Raw genomic sequence first — 23907 nt, 5'->3', positions numbered from 1 at the left:
GCGCAGGTGCAAGCGTGCTGCCGATGGGCGTCGACCATAACGCGTGCTCTCTGATACAGAACTTGTGTATCAGACCCCTCGCTCCTTGATCAGCTCAATCAGCACCCTCATACCGGCCGGTACATGCCACCTTCCAGGGTAGCAGAGTCGCAACGAGTCAAACGTGGACTCTCCAAGTACACGTATCAGCGCCCCCGCAGCCGGTCCGCAGCAACATTCCACTCCGTCAATCTCATCCCGCCCAACGCTTGGATAAGATAGAAGTGCTGGTAACCGAGCAATTCGCCGATATCCGGGCGGGCGGCCCTAATGATCCTGCCACCAGCATCGGTCCGATGGTCAGCCTCAAGCAGTGGCAGCGGGTGCAGCGATACATTCAGATCGGCATCGAGGAGGGCGCTCACCTATTGGTGAGTGGCCCCGGCTTGCCTGGCGGAATCGACGCGGGCTGATCCATCAGGCCCACCGCCTTTAGTTGCGTTACCAACCCGCTGACCAAGATCTTCGGGCCTGTTCTGTCGATCATCCCCTACGATGACCAAGATGAAGCGCTGACCATCGCCAACGATACGGCCTACGGTCTCCAGGCTTACATTCTGTCCTCAGCCCTACAAAGAGGCTTCGCGCATCGACGCCGTTCGCGTGTTGATCGATACCCGTGGCCCACGAGCCGCTAGCGCCCTTCGGCGGCTGCAAACAATCAGGTATAGGCCGTGAGTACTGCACACTCGGATTGGAGGCCTTTCTGGAGCCTAAATCCGTGCTCTCCTGACAAAACAGCATGCCGTTGGGGAAATCGATGCAAAGTGTTTCTGCATTTTTGGTATGGTGCAGCACATTTTCACAAGGATTGATTTTTCATCCGCAGGATGCGGCGTCGACCTTCTTCAACGAGATGCTGTAGAAATGCCTGAACCGATACCGATCAAGGATCACGAAAAAGAAAACCGTCTGGTCAACAAGCGCCTGCTTGCCTGTGCGCTGTTGGTCATCGGCATCACCTGCGCCCTGGTGGGCCGCATGTATTTCCTGCAAGTGGTGCAGTACGACTACCACTCCACGATTTCCGAAAACAACCGGGTCCACGTACTGCCGATTACGCCCACGCGCGGGTTGATCTATGACCGCAACGGCGTGGTTTTGGCCGACAACCGTCCCAGCTACAACCTGACGATTACCCGCGAACGCACAACCGACCTCAAGGGTGAGCTGGATGCCATCGTCAACCTGCTGCACCTGCCCGCCGAAGACCGTGCGGTGTTCGACAAGGCGCTGAAGCAGGCTCGTCATCCTTTTGTGCCCGTGACGCTGTTTTACGAATTGACTGAGGAACAGATCGCCGTACTGGCCGTTAACGAATTCCGTTTGCCTGGCGTGGATGTCGAGCCGCAATTCGTCCGTCATTACCCGCTGGGCGCACATTTTGCCCACTCGATCGGGTACGTCGGCCGAATCAATGAAAAAGAATCCAAGGCCCTTGATTCGGTCGAGTACCGAGGTACGCAGTCCATCGGCAAGACCGGTATCGAGCGCTTCTACGAATCCGAACTGCACGGCCATGTCGGCTATGAAGAGGTCGAGACCAATGCGCAGGGCCGCGTACTGCGCGTGCTCAAGCACACCGACCCGATCCCCGGCAAAAACATCGTTCTGAGCCTCGACGTCAAACTCCAGGAGGCGGCGGAAGAAGCCTTAGGCGATCGACGTGGTTCGGTTGTCGCCCTCGATCCACAAACTGGCGAAGTACTGGCGATGGTCAGCAAGCCGAGCTTTGACCCTAACCTGTTCGTGACCGGTATCAGCTTCAAGGAATACGCGGCGCTGCACGACTCCATCGACCGGCCGCTGTTCAACCGTGTGCTGCGCGGGCTTTATGCGCCCGGTTCGACCATCAAGCCGGAAGTGGCCATCGCCGGTCTCGACAGTGGCGTGGTCACCGCACAAACCCGTGTGTTCGACCCCGGTTACTACCAGCTGCCCGATTTTGACCACAAATACCGCAACTGGAACCACAGCGGCGACGGCTGGGTGGACATGGACGCGGCGATCATGCGCTCCAACGACACCTACTTTTACGACCTTGCCCACAAGCTGGGCATCGACCGTCTGCACGATTATCTCGCTGAATTTGGCCTTGGTCAGAAAGTCTCCCTCGACATGTTCGAGGAGTCTGCAGGCCTGATGCCGTCCCAGGCGTGGAAGCGCGCGACGCGGCGCCAGCCTTGGTTCCCGGGTGAAACGGTGATTCTCGGCATCGGCCAGGGTTATATGCAAGTCACGCCGTTGCAGCTGGCCCAGGCCACCGCGTTGATTGCCAACAAAGGCGTGTGGAACCGCCCGCACCTGGCCAAGACCATCAATGGCGTGCCGCCGGTGGATGAAAACCCGATGCCCAACGTGGTCCTCAAGGACCCGCGTGATTGGGAACAGGTCAACCATGGCATGCAACTGGTGATGCACGACCCGCGCGGTATCGCCCGAGCTGCTGCGGTCGGCGCCCAGTATCGCATTGCCGGCAAGAGTGGTACCGCGCAAGTGGTTGCGATCAAGCAAGGTGAGCGTTACAACCGGAACAAAACCCTGGAACGCCATCGCGATAACGCTTTGTTCGTCGGCTTCGCGCCGGCCGAACATCCGAAAATCGTGATCTCGGTAATGATCGAAAACGGTGAAGCCGGCGGCCGTGTGGCGGGCCCTGTTGTGCGGCAAATCATGGATGCCTGGCTGCTCGACCAGGAAGGCCACCTAAAGCCGCAATACGCGACGCCGGCCAAAGCCCCGGGTGACCCGCACGTCTGACTCAGACCTTCCACTCGTCCCAGTGCTCTGCGGCTTGATAAGCAAGCCAGGGCACATCATGGGACGTCCAGATGTGCGAGGTGGGCCGTACGCCCGGATCATCATCCAGCGTCGCCACTCGCACAATCACATGGGGCTGGTGCCTACGCTCAGCCATCAGATGTGAGCCGCATCGCGAGCAGAAATGCCTGAATTTGCCCGGCGAAGATTCAAGCGACGACAGCAGCGCTTCGCCCCGTGTCCAGCGGAAATGTTCGCGCATCACCCCGGCTGTGGCCACGAACGCTGCTGCATGCACCTTGCGGCAGCTGTCGCAGTGGCAGTGGCAGATGGGCATGTCGAGGCTGTCCACCTGGTAGCACACAGCTTTGCAAAAGCAACTTCCATTCAACGGGTCAGTCATAAACGTATTGCCTGATCAAGGATGGGGTCATCATCATCGCGCACACGCCAAGGTTGCGCATTGGTCGATGTCGCCTACTGTCAATGGAGGAGGTGACTTATGCACGTATTAGATCGCATCGAACGAAAAGTGCTGCTCAATGCTTCACGTAAACAGGTGTGGGAAGCCCTCACGGATGCCGAGCAATTCGGCAGTTGGTTCGGTATCGCCCTGAAGGGTAAAACCTTTGCTGCCGGGGAAACCCTCGAAGCCCCCATCACCTACCCAGGCTATGAACATGTGGTGTGGAAGGCCAAAATCGAAAGGGTCCTGCCACAAACCCTGTTTTCCTTCCGGTGGCATCCTTATGCGGTCGAGGAGGGTGTCGACTACGACAGCGAAACGCCTACCCTGGTGGAGTTCACCATCGAAGATCGGGCGCCAGGCATTTTGCTGAGGGTGGTTGAATCCGGGTTTGATGCGGTACCCGAGGCCCGACGCCAGAAGGCCTTCAAGATGAATTCCCGTGGCTGGGATGAACAAATGAACAACATCGAAACCTATCTCGCCCAGGCGCGCCGCGCCTGACCCAACCGGGCATCTTGATGATGCCCGTGTTCGTCGCTGTCAGCCTTCGTGAGTTGTGGTGATTTCCAGGGTATCGGTGAAGGTCACCAGCACACTTTGCCCGACCTTGAGGTCTTTGAGGCCGGCACGGATCTCCGGTTTTTCAACGTTCAGCACTTTCGTCGCACCGGTAGGGTTTTCCAGGGTCACCTGGTTTTTATTCAGGTCGATATGGGTAATCTTCAACTGCATCTGGATCTGCCGGAAAGCGGCACCGCCGGGGTGCGGGTTATCGGCCGTGGCACGCACCACGCCGGTACTTTCGCTTGAGTCCGGGGCACTTTTATCCACGTCGGTGTCGAGTACCGCAGCCACCGAATGGGTGGTCAGCACTTTCACTTGATCGCCAACCTTGAGGTTGGCCAAGTCCTTGGCGTCATCACTGAGTTGCACATGCACCGGGTTACCTTCGGCACCTGCCAGCACCACCTGGTGCGTGGCGGCATCGACCGACAGCACCCTGGTGGTCACTTCATCGGCTTCAAGGGATTTGGACAGCGGGATGTCGGCGGCGTAAGCGGCAAGGTTGCCGGCGCACACCAGGGCGACCAGAGCAAGGGCCTGGCGCACGGAGCGGGGTACATTCATTGAAGGGACTTCCATGTGAGAGAAGCCCTTGAGTCTAGTGGCGAGTCAGCGGTGTGCAAATTCGCTGACCCTCCACGTTGTAACTTTAGAAATCCACCGTCGCCGACAACTTAGCCACCCGCGGATCACCCTGGGTCAGATAGCCACCCAGCGCAGATTCCCAATACTTGGTATTGGCCACGTTCTCCACGGTCGCGCCCAACGTCACATCACGCTGCGCCACCTTGAAGTTGTAGCGCGCACCCACATCGAAGCGGTTCCAGGCCGGCAGGCTCAGGTTGTTCGCTGCATCGGCGTACTGGCCGCCGGTGCGCAGCATGCGGCCGTTGACGCTTACGCCTTGCAGGCCCGGCACATCCCAATCCACCCCGGCGTTGAGCTGGAACGACGGCACGCCAATCGCACGGTTGCCGTCATTGGCGCCGTTTGCCGTGCCGTTGACTTCAGTGTGAATAATCGTCGCGCCGCCCAGCAGACGCAGGCCGCTGACCGGTTCACCGAAGACGTTCAGCTCAACGCCCTTGTTGACTTGCTCGCCCTGGAAGACATAGGTGGCGGTGCCGTCCGCATTCAGCTGGGAGTAACCTTGAGTCGGCTGTTCAATGCGGTACACGCCCAGTGTCGCTCCGTAGGTGCCCATATCAACCTTGACGCCTGCTTCGGTCTGTTTCGAGCGGGCCGGTGCGAAGGTCTGGTTGGCGTTGGTCACGCTGGTAGCGCTGCCAAACGTGCTCGGAGCGGTCGGCCCCGAAGCCAGGCCTTCAATGTGGTTGGCATACAGCGATACATGGTCCCAAGGCTTGAACACCAAGCCATACACCGGCGTGGTGATGCCCTTGGCGTAATTGGCAGTGCGCGTGCCGGTGCCGTAGGCATAGCCTTGAACCACCAGTTCCTGGCGGCGCAGACCGGCCGTGAACAGCAGGCGGTCATCCATGAAGCCAAAGGTGTCCGATACCGCAGCGCTGCGGGCGAAGGTCTTGGCGGTAATGCCTGGGTCGTTCAGGTCGCTGCCGGAGGTGAAACCGCCTTTGGCCGGTGCAGACACGTCGGCCGGATTGTAGATATTGGTTGGCTGGCTGCCGGCGGCAAAGTCGAAGGCGTTACGGGTCTGGGTCCAGATGCCGGTCAGGCCCAGGTTCAACGTGTGGTTGACAGCGCCGGTCTGGAACTTGCCGTTCAGGCCGGCCATCAGGCTGGTGTTGTCTTCCTGGTGCGCGATGTTCGAGCCGCTGACCGTGGCATTGCCCAATGCGTCGTTCAGGGTGACCGACGAGTAGCGCCCCAGTTCGTTGGTGTGCTTGGCACCGCCGGCAACGTAGGCGGTCCAGTTGTCGTTGAGGTCGTACTCGCCGCGCAACATGCCGAACGTGTCTTCGAGGCTGGTGGTGCCCCAGTTCGGCGCGTAGTTGGTGTCGGCAGACGGGGCGTTGGGGATGTGGGTCAGCCCACTGCCGAGCAGCACCGTATTGCGCCCGCCGTTCACTTGCTGCTTCTGATACACAAAGTCCCCCGACAGGCGCAGCGCATCGCCGCGGTAATCGAGGCCGACCGAGAACAGCTTCGAGCGCTGGTTTTCGTCGTCAACGGCCGTATCGCCTTCACGCTGGGACAGGTTGACCCGCGCACCAAAGCGGTTGTCCTCGCCAAAACGCTGGCCGATGTCGAGGTGTTCACCCACCCGGCCATCACTGCTGATGTCGGTGCTGAAACGGCGCAACGGCACATCATCGGCGCGCTTGGGCTGCAGGTTCACGCCGCCGCCAATGCCGGAGCCGCCGGGCGTTACACCGTTGATGAACGCGTTGGGCCCCTTGAACACTTCAACCCGTTCCAGGGCGTCGGTGGACATGATCTGGCGCGGCAGGATGCCGTACAAACCGTTGAAGGAAATGTCGTCGCCATTGAGCGGCAGGCCGCGAATCACAAAGGCCTGGGCCTGGTTCGCGTAGCCCGATGCCTGGCGCACCGACGAGTCGTTGAGCAGCACATCGCCGACGGTTTGCGCCTGCTGGTCGCGAATCAATTTTTCGGTGTAGGAGGACATGCTGAATGGCACGTCCATGATGTCCTGGTTGCCCAGCACACCCAGTTGCCCGCCGCGTGCAACCTGGCCACCGGCGTAAACCGGCGGTAGCGTGTTTGGCGCGGGCGCGTCGGCGTTGATGTTGGTGGCACCCAGTTCCAGTGTGTTGCCGTCCTGATGGTTATTCGCATCCTGCGGGGTGACTGGGGTTGCAGCATGGGCAGCAAGGCTCACGGAGCAGCAAAGGGCGAGCAGGGTAGGGCGAAACGGCACACAAAGTCGGGTACGGGAGGGCATGGTCGATCCTGACGGCGAACCGTCAATGTGAGGAAAAGGGCAACAACGTTGCGCTTCCTCGCTGCGCGGATACGACTCCGGTGCGAATGATAGTGATTGTTATTAATGTTCTGCAACAAATTTGTGAGATTGCGGTCTGCGTGCGCGTTAACGTGCCGCGTTTACGCGGATGCCGAGTAGAATCACGCCCTGAAAGCGATTCCTGAGGTGCGGCACGGTGGATTTACAGCAGGGTTTTGTCCTGACCCGGCATTGGCGCGACACGGCGGCGGGTACGGAGGTCAGCTTCTGGCTGGCGACCGACCAGGGCCCTCGGTGCGTGCGCCTACCCGTGCAAACCTCGGTGATGTTTATTCCCGAGGCCTATCGCAAACAGCTCGACTGGTTGCTCAAGGGCGAGCGCGATATCGAACTGCGTCCGCTGCAGCTGTGTGATTTCCATCACCGTCCGGTGTTGGGCCTCTACACGCGCCAGCACCGCCAACTGATGGACCTGGAAAAACGCCTGCGCGCCGCCGGTGTCGATGTCTACGAAGGCGATGTCCGCCCGCCCGAGCGTTACATGATGGAGCGCTTCATCACCGCTCCCGTGTGGTTCGGCGGCACACCAGACGCCAACGACGTGCTGATCGATGCGCAGATGAAACCCGCACCCGACTACCGTCCGCCGTTGAAACTGGTGTCGCTGGACATCGAAACCACCGCCCAGGGCGATCTTTATTCCATCGCCCTCGAAGGCTGCGGCGAGCGCCAGGTGTACATGCTCGGCCCGCCGAATAAAACCGACGCGGTGGACTTCAAGCTCGACTATTGCGACAGCCGCGCGCAACTGCTCGAGCGCCTCAACCAATGGCTCGCCACCCACGACCCCGATGCGATCATCGGCTGGAACGTGGTGCAGTTCGACCTGCGCGTGCTCCACGAACATGCCCAGCGCCTCAACGTGCCGCTGCTGCTTGGCCGTGGCGGCGAAGCCATGGCCTGGCGCGAACACGGCAGCCGCAATCACTACTTTGCAGCGGCGGCGGGGCGCCTGATTATCGACGGCATCGAAGCCCTGCGTTCGGCGACCTGGAGCTTCGAATCCTTCAGCCTGGAAAACGTCGCGCAAACCCTGCTCGGCGAAGGCAAGGACATCTCCACGCCGTACCAGCGCATGGACGAAATCAACCGCATGTTCGCCGAGGACAAGCCTGCGCTGGCGCGCTACAACCTCAAGGACTGCGAGCTGGTCACGCGCATTTTCGAGAAGACCGAGTTGCTCAAGTTCCTGCTGGAGCGGGCCAGCGTCACCGGCCTGCCGGCCGACCGCAACGGCGGCTCGGTCGCCGCGTTTACCCACCTGTACATGCCGTTGATGCACCGCCAGGGCTTTGTCGCGCCAAACCTGGGCGACAAGCCGCCCCAGGCCAGCCCTGGCGGTTTTGTCATGGACTCGCGTCCCGGCCTGTATGAGTCGGTGTTGGTGCTCGACTACAAAAGCCTTTACCCGTCGATCATCCGCAGCTTCCTGATCGACCCGGTGGGCCTGATCGAAGGCCTCAAGCACCCCGAAGCGAGCGAGTCGGTGGAAGGCTTTCGCGGCGCGCGGTTCTCGCGAACCCGGCACTGCCTGCCGTCCATCGTCACGCGTGTTTCCGAAGGCCGTGAAGCGGCCAAACGCGAGCACAACGCGCCGCTGTCCCAGGCGCTGAAAATCATCATGAACGCCTTCTACGGTGTGCTCGGCTCCAGCGGTTGCCGCTTCTTCGACACGCGCCTGGCGTCCTCGATCACGATGCGCGGGCACCAGATCATGCGCCAGACCCGCGAACTGGTTGAGGCCAAGGGCTATGAGGTGATCTACGGCGACACCGACTCCACTTTCGTCTGGCTCGGCAGCGCGCATTCGGCGGATGACGCCAGCCGCATCGGCCGGCAACTGGTGCAGCACGTCAACGACTGGTGGCGTGCGCATTTGCACAGCGAATACGGCCTGCAAAGCGCCTTGGAACTGCAATACGAAACCCACTTCAGCCGCTTCCTCATGCCGACCATCCGCGGCGCAGAAGAGGGCAGTAAAAAGCGTTACGCCGGCCTGGTCGTGCACGCCGATGGCCGCGAAGAGATGGTCTACAAAGGCCTCGAAACCGTGCGCAGCGATTGGTCACCGCTGGCCCGGCAATTTCAGCAGGAGCTCTACCAGCGCATCTTTCACCGCCAGCCCCATCAGGACTACGTGCGTGACTACGTGCGCCGCACCCTGAGCGGCGAACTCGACGACCTGCTGATCTACCGCAAACGGCTGCGCCGCCAGCTGGACGACTACGAGCGCAACGTCCCGCCGCATGTGCGCGCCGCCCGCCTGGCAGATGAATACAACGACCGCCTGGGACGCCCGCGCCAGTACCAGCGTGGCGGTTGGATCAGCTATGTGATCAGCGTCAACGGCCCGGAACCGCTGGAAGTGCGGCAGGCGCCGATCGACTACGACCACTACGTCACTCGGCAATTGCAGCCGGTGGCCGACGCGATTCTGCCGTTCGTGAACGATGATTTTGGCACCCTGGTCGGCGGGCAGATGGGCCTGTTCTAAAACGCTTGCCTGGATGGGATCAGAGCCTGCACTCTTGGCCTCTGACGACCACCCTCCAACGGCGCAGTTCTTCATGACTCAGATCACCCTGACCGGCAGCTCGGTCGAACTCCAACCCTTGCAACGTGAACATGCCGCCGCGCTGGTCCAGGCTGCCGCCGACGGTGAATTGTGGAACCTTAAAGTCACCAACGTGCCGGGTCCCGAGACCGTCGACACGTACATCAACGTCGCCCTCGCCGGGCGTGAGGCCGGCAGCATGATCCCGTTCGCGATCGTGCGTCGCGACACAGGTCAGGTAGTCGGCAGCACGCGGTTCTGGAAAGTCGACCGGGTGAATCGCAAGCTTGAAATCGGCCACACCTTCCTGGCGCAATCCACACAAAAAAGCGGCGTCAACACCGAAGCCAAGCTCCTGCTGCTGACCTACGCTTTTGAAGTGCTCGACTGCGTACGTGTGCAATTCACCACCGACGAACTCAACGAAAAATCCCGCGCCGCGATTCTGCGCCTCGGCGCCGTACAAGAAGGCATCGTGCGCCACGAACGCATTATGCCCGACGGACGCAAGCGCAACTCGGTGCGCTTTAGCATCATCGATTCGGAATGGCCGCAGGTGAAGGCCAACTTGCAGGCCAAATTGCTGCGCTAAGGAGCAAACGCCCATGTACACGCTTTACGGCATTGATGAATCCGGCTCCTGCATGATCGAAATCGCCCTGCAACGTTGCGCGGTGCCGTGGCGTCGCATCGACGCCAGTTCCTGGGCAGATGGCGAGGGCAGTGAAGCCCTCGCGCGCATCAACCCGCTCAAACAAATCCCCACGCTGGTCACGCCCGATGGCCAGGTGCTGACCGAAAGCGCCGCCATCCTGATCCACCTGGGCCTGGAGTTTCCCGCCGCGGATCTCCTTGCCGGCAACCGCGCACAGATCCTGCGCGGCCTGGTGTACATCGCTGCCAATTGCTACTCGGCCATCGGCATCATTGACTACCCGCAACGCTGGCTGGGCAACGCCGATGAAGCGGCGCAGACGCAATTGACCACCGGCACGCGGCGCTATCTGCACCATGCGTGGGTGGTGTTCGCCCAGCAGTTCGCCGACCAGTTGTTCGCCCCCAATCAGGTGCCGAATGCACTGGGCATTATGGCCGCAGCCGTGTCGCGTTGGGACGCGGCGCGCGAGGTGTTGAGCAACCTGGCGCCAGGCTTTGCCCAGACGTTGGCGCAAGTGGATGCCGACCCTGTCGTGGCGCCCGTGTTTGCGCGGCATTGGCCGGAATGGGGCGTCTCTTAATGTTTCCGCAATCAGAAGAAACAATCACCGTGGCACGCGCCCAACCCCTTGCGTAGCAGGCTTCCTGACCTACGCTTCTTAACGAGGTGTAGGAATCATCCTTGAAATTGACTGTCGCAGACATGAAACTCAAGAACCCTGCATGGAATTCAAAGGAGGTGCGCATGCTCATCCGGTCGCTGACCCTGGCTACCTTGATGGCTTTTACGGGGCCGCTGTTGGCCGCGGATGATATCAACCCGCTCAAGCAGGACTTGGGCAAGTCGCGTCCGCTGGTGGTGGTGGAACTTGACTCCGGAAACGTAGCATTGGCGAACCTGAAAAAACAGCTGGATGAGCCTGCCAACAAGCAGTCCTTTGAAGAGCGCAGCATGGTGTTCTACACCGTGAAGTTCGGCAGCATCGGTGCCGAAGGCGAGAAATTTGCCAAGGACGCCAAGGACAACAAAAAGCTCACGCCGCCTGAAACCAACGCGCTGATCCGTGCCCTCAAGCTCGGCGCCGGCAGTGGCACCAAAGTGATTTTGGTCGGCAAGGACGGCGAGAAGAAACTCGAAAAAACCGTGCCGCCGGATACCCTCGACCTGAAGGAATTCTTCAGCGCCATCGACCAGATGCCCATGGCTGAAAAAGAGCTTGCCGCGCCTGCAGAGCCAGAACCTGCCGCGCCCGCCAAAGGCGCAAAAGCGGCCAAGCCCGCAAAAGCCGGCAGCAAGGCCGCCGCGCCACAACTTGATGATTGAACCTACATAACCCCTGTGGGAGCGGGCTTGCCCGCGATGACGGAATGTCAGTCAAAATACCTTTGAATGACCCACCGCTATCGCGGGCGCGCGCGCTTTCACAGGGGTTTAGTGGTTTTCTGAAGGTTTGACGGCTTTGCGCACCGGAAACGGAAAGTAGAAAAACCGCAGGAACGCCACCCGCTTGATCACTTCTCCGATCATCAACGGCACCACCACCGCCACCACCAGGCCCACACACGCCGCCAGAAACGAAGGCAGGCCCAGGCGTTCGAGCAGGTCGACAGTCTTGTGCTGGATTTCGCCATGGAAGATCAACAGGATCAGGGTCGACTGACCGATGTAGGTCATCGCCCGAGTGAGCAGGGCCGACACCATCAGTACCCGCGCCAGTGCCCAGCATGCGTACACGCCGATCACCGCCAGCACGCTGGTCCACAGCCAGCTGTCGTAGCGACGTTGCGCCAGGTCCATGGTGTCCCACGTGGGAATGAACACCGCAGCAAACAACAGGACCGAGACCAGGCACGTCAGCCACGATCCCGAATGTGTACGCAACCAATCGCGTGCCAGGTAGCCGACGATGAAGTAGGTGCTGCTGATCAAGGTGATATCCAGGCTGAACGGCAGCCCCGGCAGCACCCAGTGGTGACCGCCGAGCGTCACCGGCAATTGCCAGAACAACGGCAGCAGCCAAACCCCGAGAAGCAGTTGCGCCGCGATCAGCACGCCGGTCACCCACAACGACAGCTTCAGGCGCTGGATCAACCGCAGCATCACCCAACTGAACAGAATCGCCACCCAGAAGTGCGGCAGGAACCACATGGCCTGCCACGGAATGGTGTCCACCGAGGCATACAGCACGCCGCCGATATCCGGCAGCAGCGGCTGGCCGCGCAGCAGGGCGCGCATGATGACATACACCAGCATGGTGAAGAAAAACGGCTTGAGCAGCCCGTCAGCCTTGCGCACCGCCATCTCCACGAACGGTTGCTCGGGTTTGAAGAGCACGCCAGAGAGGAAAAAGAACAACGGCAAGATGAACGAAGCGAGGATCGGATACAGCAGGTCCGGCGAGGTGGCCACGAACCAACTGTGGGCAAACACGATCACCAGGATGCCGATGCCCCTGGCGATATCCATCTGAATCCAACGATGCTTCATCTGACTATTCCCGATCGGTCGTTCACGCCTTGCGCCACGGCTTCAGCCACAGCCCCATGCCCAGCAACATCACCATGCCCGCCAGGGTACTGAGCCCCAGCTGCAGCCATACGCCTTGAATTGGAAACAACACCCACGCTGCCACGCCCATCACCACCGCACTGAGCAGCCAATGCCGCGCCCACGCCAGGGCGTCGAGCAACCCCTGGCGCTGCATCAGCAGCAAGGCCGTGCAGATCACCCCGGCCAGCGCGGCCAGCGGTATACCCGCCAGGCCAAACACAAAGGGCAGGGCGCCCAGCAGCAGCACATTGACCAGGCTGCCGAGCAATTCACAACGCAGCGGCTGGCGCGTGTCGCCAGCCGCGTAGGCATAGCGTGCGAGCAGGGCGTTCCAGGCGCCGAACACCAGCGGCACGGCAAACCATGCCAGCAACAACGGCAGCGGCGAATCCGCCGATTGCTTGGGCAGCAGCAACGCCACCAGGCTTGGCGCCGCGGCCACCAGGCCGACGCCTGCCGGCAGTGTCAGCACGCTGGCGGTCTCCAAGCCGCGCTTGAGCAGAGCCAGGCGCTCATCGCCCTGGCGCCGGCTCATCATGCCCAGCAGCACCTGGTTGAGGCTCATCAGCGCGATCAACGGCAGGTTCATCAGCTTGCGGGCGAGGTTGACCCAGGTCACCGCCCCTTCGCCGAGCAGCGACGCCACCAGTCGCTCGATCAGCGCCAAGCCCTGGCTGGCGCCATTGCTCAACAGCAGGGGGCCGATGCGCTGGCCCAGTTCGCGCAGCGGCGTAAAGCTCAGCTGCCAGCGCCACGGCCGCCAGCCCTGGCGCCAGATCGAGGGCAGCAACGCCAACGGCATCAACAGGCTGCCGGCCAGGCAGGCGAGCGCCAGAGAATGAGGTTGGGTGGCCGTGCCCGCCACGGCGAGGTACGTCACCGGCGGCAGGTTGAACAGCAGCGACCCCAGCCCCGCCAGCACAAAACGTTCGCTGGCCTGCAACGGAATACTGAACAGCGCATGCAGCATCAAGCCCGGCACGCACCAGGCAACGATCTGCAGGTTGCTGGCCGCCAGTGCGGTGGCGCTGGCGGCCAGCCCCGGGCCGAGCAACTGCACCAGCCACGGCGCCAACAGCGTCAGCAGCAGGCTGGTGACCAACGCAATCAGCATCAAGGCCGGAAACAGCACCGCCAGCCAATTCAAACGCTCGTGGTCCTTGCGTTGCAGGTACAGCGGCAGCGCGGCGGCGCTCAATACGCCACCGGCCAACGACATGCGCAACGCCTCTGGCAAAAACAGCGCGATCAAGAACGCATCACTGCGCTCGCCCGCGCCCCAGGCGGCCACCAGCAGCCACTCGCGGGCGAACCCCAGGCACAGGCCCAGCAGGGTCGCAAGCGTCAGCCAGACGGCGGAGCCAAGCATGATTAAAGCCGTGCGCCGTCAAGGGCCGGCTTGCGGTAAGCCACTGTCTTGACTTGCGGCAGACGCGCCGGGAACAGCCGGCGGGCCTCCAGGACATTGAGGCCGACCATCAGCCAGAACAGCGCCACCATCACCACGGCAAAGCTGAAGTAGTGGTCAAACAACCCGCTGACCAGCGCCGACAGAATCCCGGCAGTGCTGCCCAGCCACAGCGCGTTGTCTTTGGTCAGGCGGATCGGGCCTTTTTGCGGGCGTGCTTCACGCCACCAGCGCACGGTCACGGCGATAAACAACAGCATGCCGACAATGCCGGTCTTGTAGATGAAGTTCAACCACAGGTTGGAGATGCCCAGCAAATGCGTGCCTGGCACTGGCGGGTCGACCTTGAAGCCGATGCCGAACGGGTAAGAAGCCACGGCCTGCGGGAACATGCGGTATTCGTCGAAACGTATTTCGGTACTGGCGTTGTCCGATGAAAAAATCGTCGCCAGGCGGTCCTGCAGCGGCGGATAGGCCATCACCAGCGCGACCGTCAGCGCCGCACCGATCATCAACAGCCTGCCGGTGTAGGGCACACGCCGCGTCGCCATCCAGATCAGCACCAGCGCCAGGCTGACCATCGCGCCACGGCTACTGGCCAACAGCAAGGCGGCGGCGCCCAGGCACGCCACGCCCAGGCCCAGTCCGCGCTTCCAGCCTTGTTCGGTCATGCCGTAGCAGAACGCCAACGGCAGCAGCAACGCCATGATCCCGCCGATGGCATTCGGGTGCATCCACGGCGAGCCCATGCGCGATGACATCGCCTCCAGGCCGAATTTCAACATGTCGAAGTTGCCGTAGTTGAACAGCGCCAGGATCGGCGCAATGCCCGCCCCCGAACGCGTGCGCACAAACACCGCAATCGACAGCACCAGCATCGCCAGCGTGCCCAGCAGCAAGGCGATCACCAGTGATTCGCGGTGTTTGTAGTCGGTCAGCAACTTGGCGCAGAGGTACACCGCCGACAGGCTCAGCAACCAGCGCAGCCAGTTGGCCACGCCGCTGGTGTCGGCGTGGATGGTGACCTGGCCGACGATGAACGGGAACACACTGAACAGCATCAGCCACAGCAGCATCTGGTCGGTGGGGCGGCGCGACAGGCTCGGCGTGTCGGGCACGCGCGACAGAAAACTGTGCCACAGCACCGCGCCCCAGGTCAGCGCCAGGATCGCCTCGCTCACCGTACTGCGAATGCCCAGGTTGATGGTCGAGTACGGCATGAAGGTCGCGACACCGGCGAACAGCAGCAAGCCCCAGAACGGGAAGCGCAGGATGGTCACCGCCGCGGCCAGGCCGATTACGGCGAGGAACGCCTTGGCCGGTGACAGCATCAGGGCCAGCGCGCCGAACAACAGGCCGAACAGGATCGCGACGAGGCTTGCCAGGGAGAGTCTCATTTCAATTCCTCGATCAGTTCAGCCAGGCGCTGGCGATAGGCCTGATGGTTGAAGCGTTGCGCCCATTGCGTGCGTTGTTCGGGTGATTCTTCAGTCGGACGATCCGCCAGCGCCAGCATCAATTGCACCAGCGCCGGGCCGTCGGTGGGCGAGAAGCGAGGAGCAGACGGCGGGGTGATTTCATCCAGCGAGGTGCCGCTGGCCACGGCCACTGGCGTGCCGACGCTCAGGGCTTCGATGACGGGTAGACCAAAACCTTCCGCGTAGGACGGCTGCCACAGGCGCGAGGCCTGGCGGTACAGCGCGTGCAACTCGGCATCCGAGACGCCGCTCAAGGCGCGAATGCCCGGCAGGTTGCGCTGGGTTTCGGGTAAATGCTCAAGGCTGCCCACCAGCACCAACGCCGGCACGGCGGGTGACAGGCTGCGGGCCTGCTGCCAGGCGTCGACCAGAAACGGCACGTTCTTGCGCAACTCACGCGTGCCCACCAGCAGCCAGTAATGCTCGGGCAGGTCACGCGCCGTCAGGTCTGCCGCCAGCTCGACAAAACTGTCGACTTGATTGGGCAGTACGCGAACCTTGCCCGCCGCCTTGGGAAACAGCCGCGCGGTTTCATCGGCGCTGTACTGTGACGGCGTCCACACGCGGTCGGCGCTGTGCACCGCGTACGCAATCGAAAGCCGATCGCTGGTCTTGTAGATCAGCGCTTTGAGGCGGTTGGCGTGGTAGTTGTTCAACGTGATCTGGAACAGGTCATGCAGCAGCACGACGGTGCGCAAACCTTTGGGCTTGGGTGGCAACGGCAGGCCCATATTGAACGTGCTGATGTACAGGTCGATCTGTTGTTCACGCAAGGCTGTTGGCAGAAAACCGGCCTCGAAGCGCAGCCGATTGTGCGGCTGGTGCATCGCCGTTTTCGCGCAGCCCCAGGCCGGGCAGTGCGCCTGCAAGCGGGTTTCATCACCCAGCGGCGCCACGGTAAACCGCGCCAGTTCCACACCCGGCAGCGTGCGCAGGGCATTTTCCAGGGCGTACACCTGGCGGCTGATCCCCGATTGCGGCGAGGTGCCGACGGTGCGGTAATCCAGGCCTATACGCATGCGGGCTCCTTTTGATTGAGCGTCGCGTACACCTGTTCCAGCTGGCTGGCGGCCACGCTCCAGTCATGCGCCCGGCGTACATAGGCGCGGCCCGCTTCGCCCATAGGCGCGGCGGCGTCGGGAAATTGCAGCAGGCGTACCACGGCGTCTGCCAGGCTGTCGGCGGTTTGCCCACCGAGGTAATCCAGGCCTTCAATCAGGTCCAGGCCCGACACGCCTTGTTCGGTACTCGCCAAGGGCAACCCGGCAGCCAGGGCTTCGAGCACTTTGAGCTTGGAACCGCCGCCGTGGCGCAACGGCGCCAGAAACACCGAACAACTTGATTGCAGGTTCAATAGGTTCGGGACAAACCCTTGCCACTCGATGCGCGGGTCCTTCCAACGCTCGCGCCAACTGCCGGGCATGCCAAACCCGCACACGCTCATGCGCGCATCCGGGCAGCGCGCCCAGACCTTGGGCAGGATTTCATCCAGGGCCCACTCGATGGCGTCCACGTTGGGCGCGTATTCATAGTTGCCCAGAAACAGCACGCGGCGCGTCGACGGGTCGGGTCGGGCGGCGGCGAAGTGATCGCAGTCCACACCGTTGACCACCACCGGCACCGGTTTGCCGGCGATTTCGGCCAGCACCTGGGCATCGCTTTCGGTCACCGCCACCACCTGCGCGGCCTGGCGCATCACGCGGTGTTCCCAGCGGCTGTAGCGCCATTGGTCGTAGCGAATGAAGGGCAGCGCCCAGCGCGGCAGGCGGTCGTAAGTGGCCGCGCCCAGCGCCGACTCCACGTTATGTTCGGTCAGCACGAACGGCTGCGATTGGCGCGCCAGGGCATCTTCATAAGGCTGGAACGTGTAGGTGTGCTCGATCTGCACCACATCCCAATGCTCTTTGAGCAATTGATTGAACGTGTCCTGCAGCGCGCCCGACAGACCGTTGACGCTGGCCAGCAGCGGGTACGGTGCAAACAGGCCGGCCACCAGGGTTTTCACGCTGCGCAGTGGGCGGCGCGGCAGTACGATCACCTGCTCGAGGAAGGCCTCCAGCACTTGGCGATCGGTCAGCGACACCGGGTTTTTATCATGCAGCAGCAAGGTGATTCGATGCCCACGCGCGGCCAGGCTGCGCAGCAGATGAAACTGGCGCGTCTTGCCGCCGCTGGTGGCGGGCCAAGGCGAGTAGGGCAGGATCCATAAAATGCGCATGGCGGGCTTCAGTCCCATAACAGAATTTGCAGGTTCGACTTGACCGGGACGGTCAGCCCATGGGTGCCGCTTACCGGGGTTTGCGTGCCGCGCAGCGGGTCGTACAGGGTGGCGCTGGTGAGGCCAGGCAAGTGCGCGTTGCCGCCTTCGGCCGACCAGAAGAACCACAGTTTGTGGCCGTCGGCGCGGGTCCAGCCGATGCTGAACAAACCATCGGGCAATTGGTCGGCGGCGGGCGGATCGCCGGGCGTGAGCTGCGGCCCGCTCACATCGAGGAAGTTCTTCAAGGCGGTATAGACCGGCTTGGGGTTGGCGTCGATGTCGAGCAGGCCATAGAACTGGTCACGCACACTGGCGCGCTGGTCGAGGTCGCTCAAGGTGAACAGAAAAATCCGGTCGTAATCCATCGCGCTCATCAGGGCCACCCGGCGTACCACATAATCGGCCTGGCCCTGCAGGGTGATCAGGTCCTGGGCGTCTTTTGGCCCGGGGTAGGTTGACCAGCCCCACTCGGTGCTCCACAGCGTTTGCACGCCACTATTGCGCAGCGTCTGGTTGAGCGCGGTGGTTTTGGCGATGAAGTCCAGGTTGGACGGGTCGTTACCCTCGGGCAGTTGCGTATAGGGATGGTAGGAAATCACCGTGTTCAGGCTGGCCACACCCTGGGCGCCGAGGGCGTCGAGCATGGTTTGGCCGTTGGGCATTTCGCTGAAAAACGCCATGCCGGCAGCCACCACCGGTTTGTTCGCATCCACCGCGCGCAAAGCGGACGCGGTGGCTGTCAACAAGGCGACGTAGCCAGCGGGGTCGGCCACCGGGCGCCAGAAGCCGAGCAAATTAGGCTCGTTCCACACCTGCCACGCGTTGACGCTGGGGTAGCGTTGCGACAACAGCGCCATGCGGTTGGCGAACACGTTCAGATCTTTGGGCGGGTACTGGTCCTGATAGGGCGCACCGGCCGGCGCGGTGGTCGCGAAGGGCGCCGAACCGACGAGGTAAAACACCGACTTGAGCTGATTGGCTTGCAGGTTGCCGACCAGTTGATCAAGGGTTGCGACCTGATACTGGCCCTGAACCGGCTCCAGCTGATCCCAGTGCAAATCCAGGCGTACCCATTCCAGGCCCAGTGCCTTGAGGCGGTCGATCTGCCGTTGATACAGCGTCGGGCTGAACCATAGGAACTGCGCGTTCACGCCCAGAAAATCCTTCCACACCACCACCTTGTTGCCCTTGAGTACATGGTTTTCGGCGTCAGCCTGGCGGCCCCACAGGAAGGCCGTCAGGCCCAGTGCGGCAATCACCGCAAGGGTCGCAAGGTAGGTCCGTTTACGCGGCATAAGGAGCTCCCGCAATCGCCTGCTCAAAGAGGTGCTTGAACTTCTGCGCGGTCAACGGCCACAGGCGTTCGCGGCCAATTTCCCCGGCCCGTTCGGCCCAGTCGCGGGCCAGCGATGGCGTGCGCGCCAGGCGCAGCAGTTGTTGGCTCAACGCCGCCACATCGCCCTGGGGATAGATCGCGCCGTTGCCGCTGGCGACTTCTTCGGCAAACGCACGCGCATCCGAGGTGATCGCCCCGCGGCCGCACGCAGCGGCCCAGGACAGCGCGCCGCTGGTGCCGCGCTGGCGCCCCAGCAGGCCGAGTTTTTTTGATTCGCGATACGGCAGCACCATCACGTGGTGCGCCTGGATCGTCTGTGCAATCTCGCTGGCCGGCAAGTTCAGCCGCCAGTCGATGGCGCCCACCAGGCCGAGTTCGGCGATCTGGCGGTTGAGCTGCTCAAGGTAGTTGCCGCCCGCGCCAAACGCCATTTCGGCGGCAGTGCCACCGGCCAGGGTCAGGCGCACACGGTCACGCAATTCAGGGGCTTGCTTGAAGACGTCGGCCAGCGCTTGCAGCAGGTCTTCAATGCCTTTGCCACGGTAGATAAAACCGAAGTACAGCAGGTGCAGGGTGTCCAGCGCCGGTAACGGCGCGGGAGCAATGGCCAGGTTGGCGTGGTTGATCACCGCCACTTTGCCGGCCGGCAGTTGCATGCGTTGGCTCAGGCAATCGGCGCCCAGGCGCGTGAGGGTGATCAGCCGCGTCAGGCCTTGGGCGACATGGCGTTCTTCGCGCAAGGTCAGCGGGTCGGCCAGCACCACTGCCGCTTGCGGCAAAGGGCTGGGCAAACGTTCCAGCAGGTTCAGCGGGAAGGGCAGCTGCTCGCGTCGCCAGACGATACGTTCAGGGTCGTGCACGGTCGCCGTCAGCGGCAATTCGGGGTAGGCCTTGCGCAGCTCGCGCAGGGCCAGAAACTCCCCCAGCCGGCCGCCGCCCAGCTCGGCGTGGACCAGCTCCACACTGCGCCAGTCGAAGGCGGCGATGGCCTGGCGGATGGCTTCGCTGTTGCCTTCCACGCCGCTCAACGGTGTCGCCACCGTCACGCCCAGCTGCTCCAGGGCCGTCTTGAAATGGTTCGCGTAGTCGGCGATCCCGTTTTTCTCCGGCGGCAAAGGGGCGAGCAGGGCGATGCGCATCAGAACGCCCCCCGGTATTTGGCGATGGTTTTAAGCACCCTGGCCGGCACTTCGAATTTGCGCCGGTTGATGATGATGCCGTCTACCTTGCCAAACGCGGTGTTGAGGATCGACAGCGCGTGCTCCACCACCGGCACTGTGCTTTTCTGCGCTTCCACCACCAGGGCAATCAGGTCAGCGCGGCGCAGGTTGATAAAGGCGTCGCGGTTGTCCAGCAGTGCAGAGGCGTCCAGCAGTACCACTTCGCCCGGGGCGGCCGGTTCGACGCCGCCAACCCGCACCCTGATGCCGTTTTCCTGCAGCAAGTGGCGCAGTTGCTCCACCACAAAGGTCACCCCTTCGCCGTGGCGCGCCGAGGTCAACCCCAGGGTCAGGCCTTGCTCGGCCACGCGGTCCAGTTGCAGCAAGCCGTACAGGCGGTAAATGCTCGCATTGAACGCGTTGGTGCTCTGCGCGGTGCTGGTGTCCAGCTCCGGCAAGGTCGTCCACAGGGGCAGGCCGAACTTGCGCTCCACCAGCCCGCCATCGTGAATGCGCTGGTCCAGCAGGTAGCACAGGTAGATCACCAGCAAACCGACGACGATGGCAAACGGGATCGCCAACAGCAGCATCAGCAGGGTTTTCGGGAAGATGCGGCCAGGGTTGAGGGTGGCTTCTTCGATCACCGCAATGTTGCTGATCTGGCTGCTATCGAGCTCACGGTCGATGCGCGATTTTTCCAGGTTGTCCACGTACAGCGCGTAATTGCGCTCGGTGGCGCTCAGCTCGCGAGAAAGACGCGCCAGTTCCGGTTCAATCTCCAGGGCCTGCTTGCGCTGGGCTTCGAGGTTCACCAGCTGTTTCTGCTGTTGCACAAGCTGAGTGCGCAGGGCCAGGTTGTTGCTCGACTCGTCCAGCAGCACGCGCTGCAAGTGAATTTCCAAGGTGTTCGGCGCGCGGTTTTCCGAGGCCTGTACCGTGTTGCTTTCATTCGCGACCTGGGCCTGCATCGCCAGAATCGACGCGTCCAGGGCTTTGACGGGCGGCGCGTTGTCGGTGTAGGTGCGCATCATGTCGGCCTTTTCCAGCAGCTTCTGGTTAAGCAGGCGCCGCAAATCCTGCTGCTGCGGGTTCAGTGCGATCTGGCGCACCGTGGTGACTTCCTTGGGCTGACCCTTGAGCTGGTCGCGGGTGCTCTGGATGGCGCTGTCGGAAGACGCAATCAGGCGCGTGGTGTTGAAGGTCTCGCCGCGCAACACGTTGATCCGCTCAGACAAGTCTTCCAGGCGATCGGTGATGCTTGCCGCGCCGATCTCGTTCAAGTGCTTGAGGATTTGCTCCTTGTAGCTCTTGATCTCGGTGGCGCTGGTGTTCACCTGACCTTCATAGAAGGCGTAGAGGCTCTTGCGCCCCAGGGCCTGGGTGCGTTCGGTGATGTATGTGTCGACCCAATCCTTGACCACTTGCTGGGCGATTTGCGGGTCACCCCAGGTAAAGCTGATGTCCATCACCGTGGAACCCACGGCATGGCTGACCTCGAAGTTTTTCTCCAGGCTCGCCGCCAGGCGTTCCACCGGCGTGGTTTTTTCGAGGATGCCGACGGTTTCCAGCACCACGCGAATACCGTCGAACACCGCGCCCACGCCTTCCTTGACGTAATACTTGCTGCGCTTCCAGAAGCCTTCCGGCGGCGGCGCGTTGGCGATGACTTCCAGGTAATGCTCGGCCACCGTGCGCACGATCGGGCGACCGGTCAGCAAGCGCTCCTCGTCGACAATCGGGTCACGCTGGGTGCTGGGCATGACCAGCGCCTGACGGTTGCTGATCTCGATGGGCAAGGTCGAATCGCGCCCCGGCTTGACCAGCAGGCGCGCGGTGGATTCGTACTTGGCGGGCAGCAGAAAGGCTCCCAGCAAAATGATCACCAGCGCCGCGATGGCTGCCAGTTTGAACTCATGCCGGAAGATGAAAAACAGGCGCAAAAGATCACGAAAAGAACGGATCTCGATCATGGGATGTCGCTCCTTCAGTTATTGCCGCCGCTGGTTTTGGTGTAGTTGTAACCAACCCCAATGGATTTGGTGAACGGGATCAGTTGGTTCAAGTAGGTATCCACCCCTTGGATGCGCTCGCCGACGTTGGATTTAGGCACGAACACCACATCCCCGCGTTGCAAGTGCACTGGTTTACGCCCGTTCGGGCCGGGTTTGAGGTATTGGCTGAAGTCCAGGAAGTAGGCGTGGTAGGCGCCCTGGGCATCTTCGCGCAGCAGCGCGACCATGCTGGCATTGCCCGAAGGGTTCACCCCGCCGGCGCCGACAATCGCTTGCTCCAGGGTGTTGGCCGTGCCGAGTTGCACCGCCGTCGGGTTATTCACCGCGCCGCCGACGATCACCGAATTGCCCGGCGCCTGGTTGATATTCACCGTCACCCGCGGCTCGCGGTAGACCGGCGCGAGCTTGTTGCTCAGCTCCGCGGCCAGTTCCGATGGCTGACGGCCGGCGACCTGGATCGGCCCCAGGAACGGGTAGTTGATCTTGCCGTCGGTCTGCACCGTGTACAGCGTCAGCTCATAAATGGTGCTGACGTTGAACGCCGACAGCGTCGGCATCTCGCCGGCATCGCGCACGATCCGCAGCTGATCGCCGATGCGGATACGTTCCACGGCCGGCGGCAGCTGCGCCAACTGGTCGAGGGCGCGCTTGCCGTCCTCGACGGTCTTGTCATCCGGAGGGACAATGCGTGCCGGCGTATTGCAGGCGGCCAAGGCCATCACGGCCAGGAGGAGCACGGTTTTTTTCATAAGGGCGGACTTCCTGTTAGTCATGCTGCTCACCTCCAATAACCGGGGAACATGCTGATGCGCCGCTTGAGGGCGAGGGGGAGCCGGCGTTCCTGTTGGCCCAGCCGATAGCCGAGCAACTTGAACGCGCTGCGCACCAGTACTTCGGGTACGCGGTGCAATGCACCGGCTGCGCGCAATGCCGCGAGCTCAGCCAGTACATAGCGTTTACCTTCACCGCCGGCATCGCCAAACGCCTGGCGAATCCACGGCTCGCGACCGTAGAACACGCCAATGTCGAAGTAGCGGTGAAACTCATCCATGAGTCGGTAATCGTGGGAGTGGTACACCCGCGCCGTGGCGGCGTAGCGCACCGTGTAGCCTTCAAGCAGCATGCGCGCAGCGACGTAGGCGTCTTCGCTGCCGATCACATCGGCGGGAAAACCGCCGACCGCCTGCAGGGCGCTGCGCCGGTACACGCAAAACGAGTCGGAGCTGAAGCAGGTCTTGATCCCCAACTGCGGCGCATCGGCCAGGCGCTTGCTACGGCTGTGTGGCGGGTAGTTGAAGTGCCGCGACTGCGCGCCCAGCACACCGGCGCCGGGGTGCGGCAATTGGCGGCCGTAGGCCACGCCGTTGAGCGGGTCTTGCTGCAATTCTTCGAGCAGGTTGGCGAAGGTCTCGGGGTCTGCGGGGATCGCGTCCTGGGTCATCACGATCAGCGCCTCGCCGCTTACCTGTTCACTGGCCCAGCGCCGTGTGCCGCCGTGGTTGAAATCGCGGGCGTCGATCACCTCGACCCGGGCGCCGAACTCGCGAAAGCGCGCCACGGTGTCATCGCTGGAAGCGCTGTCGACCACCAGCATTTCGTCCGGTTGCAGCGTCTGCATGTTCAGCGCAGGCAGCAGCCGCGCCAGGTGACTGGACGCGTTGCGGGTCGGGATGATCAACGAGGTGCGCATG

At 62.3% G+C, this 23907-nt stretch carries 20 protein-coding genes and 1 pseudogene; 8 read left to right on the top strand and 13 right to left on the bottom strand.

The annotated features are described in order from the left end of the window. Positions 1-263: 263 nt before the first annotated feature. The 3 genes and pseudogenes from ACM530_RS30615 (at position 264) to mrdA (ending at position 2799) form a co-directional block, all read left to right on the top strand. A pseudogene (locus tag ACM530_RS30615) lies at positions 264-677 on the top strand (aldehyde dehydrogenase family protein). Next, complete coding sequence (locus ACM530_RS30610; RefSeq protein ID WP_416364008.1) at positions 659-772, top strand: aldehyde dehydrogenase family protein; 114 nt, start codon at positions 659-661, stop codon at positions 770-772. Before ACM530_RS30615 ends, ACM530_RS30610 begins: the two are co-directional and overlap by 19 nt. Before the next feature lie 134 nt (positions 773-906). Next, entirely contained in the window at positions 907-2799 is a 1893-nt protein-coding gene (gene mrdA / locus ACM530_RS30605) for a penicillin-binding protein 2 (RefSeq protein ID WP_106580023.1), read from the top strand. Between the two features lies 1 nt (position 2800). On the opposite strand, the gene ACM530_RS30600 is transcribed toward mrdA, so the two are convergent. Continuing rightward, complete coding sequence (locus ACM530_RS30600; protein ID WP_416364007.1) at positions 2801-3202, bottom strand: GFA family protein; 402 nt, start codon at positions 3200-3202, stop codon at positions 2801-2803. Positions 3203-3301: 99 nt separating this feature from the next. On the opposite strand from ACM530_RS30600, the gene ACM530_RS30595 reads away from it, so the two are divergent. Then, a complete protein-coding gene (locus ACM530_RS30595) occupies positions 3302-3769 on the top strand; it encodes an SRPBCC family protein (RefSeq protein WP_242201673.1) in 468 nt (155 codons plus the stop codon). Between the two features lie 39 nt (positions 3770-3808). Here ACM530_RS30595 and ACM530_RS30590 read toward each other — a convergent pair whose 3' ends face one another. Both ACM530_RS30590 and ACM530_RS30585 read right to left on the bottom strand, forming a co-directional pair. Beyond that, positions 3809-4396, bottom strand: coding sequence for a hypothetical protein (locus ACM530_RS30590; protein ID WP_416364006.1), 588 nt, complete (start codon positions 4394-4396; stop codon positions 3809-3811). Between the two features lie 85 nt (positions 4397-4481). Next, positions 4482-6719, bottom strand: a complete 2238-nt coding sequence (locus ACM530_RS30585) for a TonB-dependent receptor (RefSeq protein ID WP_416364005.1) — start codon at positions 6717-6719, stop codon at positions 4482-4484. 217 nt (positions 6720-6936) lie between these two features. Here ACM530_RS30585 and ACM530_RS30580 point away from each other — a divergent pair, with 217 nt between their 5' ends. From ACM530_RS30580 to ACM530_RS30565, 4 genes are all read left to right on the top strand, one after another. Further along, positions 6937-9294, top strand: a complete 2358-nt coding sequence (locus ACM530_RS30580; RefSeq protein WP_416364004.1) for a DNA polymerase II — start codon at positions 6937-6939, stop codon at positions 9292-9294. 73 nt (positions 9295-9367) lie between these two features. Then, positions 9368-9946 (top strand): GNAT family N-acetyltransferase, encoded by a 579-nt coding sequence (locus tag ACM530_RS30575; RefSeq protein ID WP_242201665.1) that lies wholly within the window; start codon positions 9368-9370, stop codon positions 9944-9946. Positions 9947-9959: 13 nt separating this feature from the next. After that, positions 9960-10592: a glutathione S-transferase N-terminal domain-containing protein gene (locus tag ACM530_RS30570; RefSeq protein WP_416364003.1), complete on the top strand. Its 633-nt coding sequence runs from the start codon at positions 9960-9962 to the stop codon at positions 10590-10592. Between the two features lie 164 nt (positions 10593-10756). Next, positions 10757-11335: a DUF4174 domain-containing protein gene (locus ACM530_RS30565; RefSeq protein ID WP_416364002.1), complete on the top strand. Its 579-nt coding sequence runs from the start codon at positions 10757-10759 to the stop codon at positions 11333-11335. 108 nt (positions 11336-11443) lie between these two features. Here ACM530_RS30565 and ACM530_RS30560 read toward each other — a convergent pair whose 3' ends face one another. Genes ACM530_RS30560 through ACM530_RS30515 form a run of 10 tightly spaced genes read right to left on the bottom strand, consistent with a single transcriptional unit; the run spans position 11444 to position 23906 of the window. Beyond that, the gene (locus ACM530_RS30560; RefSeq protein WP_416364001.1) at positions 11444-12499 is read right to left on the bottom strand and encodes an acyltransferase family protein; all 1056 of its coding nucleotides are present in this window, start codon (positions 12497-12499) and stop codon (positions 11444-11446) included. A 22-nt stretch (positions 12500-12521) separates the two neighbouring features. Then, positions 12522-13931 (bottom strand): murein biosynthesis integral membrane protein MurJ, encoded by a 1410-nt coding sequence (gene murJ, locus ACM530_RS30555; protein ID WP_145163268.1) that lies wholly within the window; start codon positions 13929-13931, stop codon positions 12522-12524. A gap of 2 nt (positions 13932-13933) precedes the next feature. Continuing rightward, the gene (locus ACM530_RS30550; protein WP_145163270.1) at positions 13934-15367 is read right to left on the bottom strand and encodes an O-antigen ligase family protein; all 1434 of its coding nucleotides are present in this window, start codon (positions 15365-15367) and stop codon (positions 13934-13936) included. Next, positions 15364-16467 (bottom strand): glycosyltransferase family 4 protein, encoded by a 1104-nt coding sequence (locus tag ACM530_RS30545; protein WP_416364000.1) that lies wholly within the window; start codon positions 16465-16467, stop codon positions 15364-15366. The genes ACM530_RS30550 and ACM530_RS30545 overlap by 4 nt, the downstream gene beginning before the upstream one ends. Next, positions 16458-17666 (bottom strand): glycosyltransferase family 4 protein, encoded by a 1209-nt coding sequence (locus tag ACM530_RS30540; protein WP_416363999.1) that lies wholly within the window; start codon positions 17664-17666, stop codon positions 16458-16460. The genes ACM530_RS30545 and ACM530_RS30540 overlap by 10 nt, the downstream gene beginning before the upstream one ends. Before the next feature lie 8 nt (positions 17667-17674). Further along, positions 17675-19003, bottom strand: coding sequence for a GH39 family glycosyl hydrolase (locus ACM530_RS30535; RefSeq protein ID WP_416363998.1), 1329 nt, complete (start codon positions 19001-19003; stop codon positions 17675-17677). Further along, positions 18993-20183 carry a glycosyltransferase gene (locus ACM530_RS30530; RefSeq protein ID WP_145163277.1) on the bottom strand — a complete coding sequence of 397 codons (1191 nt, stop codon included), beginning with the start codon at positions 20181-20183 and terminating at the stop codon, positions 18993-18995. The genes ACM530_RS30535 and ACM530_RS30530 overlap by 11 nt, the downstream gene beginning before the upstream one ends. Then, positions 20183-22174, bottom strand: a complete 1992-nt coding sequence (locus ACM530_RS30525) for a GumC family protein (RefSeq protein WP_242201647.1) — start codon at positions 22172-22174, stop codon at positions 20183-20185. The genes ACM530_RS30530 and ACM530_RS30525 overlap by 1 nt, the downstream gene beginning before the upstream one ends. Before the next feature lie 14 nt (positions 22175-22188). Further along, complete coding sequence (locus tag ACM530_RS30520; RefSeq protein ID WP_145163281.1) at positions 22189-22965, bottom strand: polysaccharide biosynthesis/export family protein; 777 nt, start codon at positions 22963-22965, stop codon at positions 22189-22191. Positions 22966-22994: 29 nt separating this feature from the next. Beyond that, positions 22995-23906 carry a glycosyltransferase family 2 protein gene (locus ACM530_RS30515; protein ID WP_404487526.1) on the bottom strand — a complete coding sequence of 304 codons (912 nt, stop codon included), beginning with the start codon at positions 23904-23906 and terminating at the stop codon, positions 22995-22997. Position 23907: the final 1 nt, after the last annotated feature.

Origin of the sequence: Pseudomonas sp. NFX183, assembly GCF_047943075.1 — a bacterium.
In the GTDB taxonomy this organism is placed as follows: domain Bacteria; phylum Pseudomonadota; class Gammaproteobacteria; order Pseudomonadales; family Pseudomonadaceae; genus Aquipseudomonas.
This window is presented reverse-complemented; position numbering and strand designations above follow the sequence as displayed.

What these genes read in the sequence shown, in the direction of transcription:
- mrdA (WP_106580023.1), top strand. Translation starts at nt 907, where the DNA reads ATGCCTGAACCGATACCGATCAAGGATCACGAAAAAGAAAACCGTCTG.
- ACM530_RS30600 (WP_416364007.1), bottom strand. Translation starts at nt 3,202, where the DNA reads ATGACTGACCCGTTGAATGGAAGTTGCTTTTGCAAAGCTGTGTGCTAC.
- ACM530_RS30595 (WP_242201673.1), top strand. Translation starts at nt 3,302, where the DNA reads ATGCACGTATTAGATCGCATCGAACGAAAAGTGCTGCTCAATGCTTCA.
- ACM530_RS30590 (WP_416364006.1), bottom strand. Translation starts at nt 4,396, where the DNA reads ATGAATGTACCCCGCTCCGTGCGCCAGGCCCTTGCTCTGGTCGCCCTG.
- ACM530_RS30585 (WP_416364005.1), bottom strand. Translation starts at nt 6,719, where the DNA reads ATGCCCTCCCGTACCCGACTTTGTGTGCCGTTTCGCCCTACCCTGCTC.
- ACM530_RS30575 (WP_242201665.1), top strand. Translation starts at nt 9,368, where the DNA reads ATGACTCAGATCACCCTGACCGGCAGCTCGGTCGAACTCCAACCCTTG.
- ACM530_RS30570 (WP_416364003.1), top strand. Translation starts at nt 9,960, where the DNA reads ATGTACACGCTTTACGGCATTGATGAATCCGGCTCCTGCATGATCGAA.
- ACM530_RS30565 (WP_416364002.1), top strand. Translation starts at nt 10,757, where the DNA reads ATGCTCATCCGGTCGCTGACCCTGGCTACCTTGATGGCTTTTACGGGG.
- ACM530_RS30560 (WP_416364001.1), bottom strand. Translation starts at nt 12,499, where the DNA reads ATGAAGCATCGTTGGATTCAGATGGATATCGCCAGGGGCATCGGCATC.
- murJ (WP_145163268.1), bottom strand. Translation starts at nt 13,931, where the DNA reads ATGCTTGGCTCCGCCGTCTGGCTGACGCTTGCGACCCTGCTGGGCCTG.
- ACM530_RS30550 (WP_145163270.1), bottom strand. Translation starts at nt 15,367, where the DNA reads ATGAGACTCTCCCTGGCAAGCCTCGTCGCGATCCTGTTCGGCCTGTTG.
- ACM530_RS30545 (WP_416364000.1), bottom strand. Translation starts at nt 16,467, where the DNA reads ATGCGTATAGGCCTGGATTACCGCACCGTCGGCACCTCGCCGCAATCG.
- ACM530_RS30540 (WP_416363999.1), bottom strand. Translation starts at nt 17,666, where the DNA reads ATGCGCATTTTATGGATCCTGCCCTACTCGCCTTGGCCCGCCACCAGC.
- ACM530_RS30535 (WP_416363998.1), bottom strand. Translation starts at nt 19,003, where the DNA reads ATGCCGCGTAAACGGACCTACCTTGCGACCCTTGCGGTGATTGCCGCA.
- ACM530_RS30530 (WP_145163277.1), bottom strand. Translation starts at nt 20,183, where the DNA reads ATGCGCATCGCCCTGCTCGCCCCTTTGCCGCCGGAGAAAAACGGGATC.
- ACM530_RS30525 (WP_242201647.1), bottom strand. Translation starts at nt 22,174, where the DNA reads ATGATCGAGATCCGTTCTTTTCGTGATCTTTTGCGCCTGTTTTTCATC.
- ACM530_RS30520 (WP_145163281.1), bottom strand. Translation starts at nt 22,965, where the DNA reads ATGAAAAAAACCGTGCTCCTCCTGGCCGTGATGGCCTTGGCCGCCTGC.
- ACM530_RS30515 (WP_404487526.1), bottom strand. Translation starts at nt 23,906, where the DNA reads ATGCGCACCTCGTTGATCATCCCGACCCGCAACGCGTCCAGTCACCTG.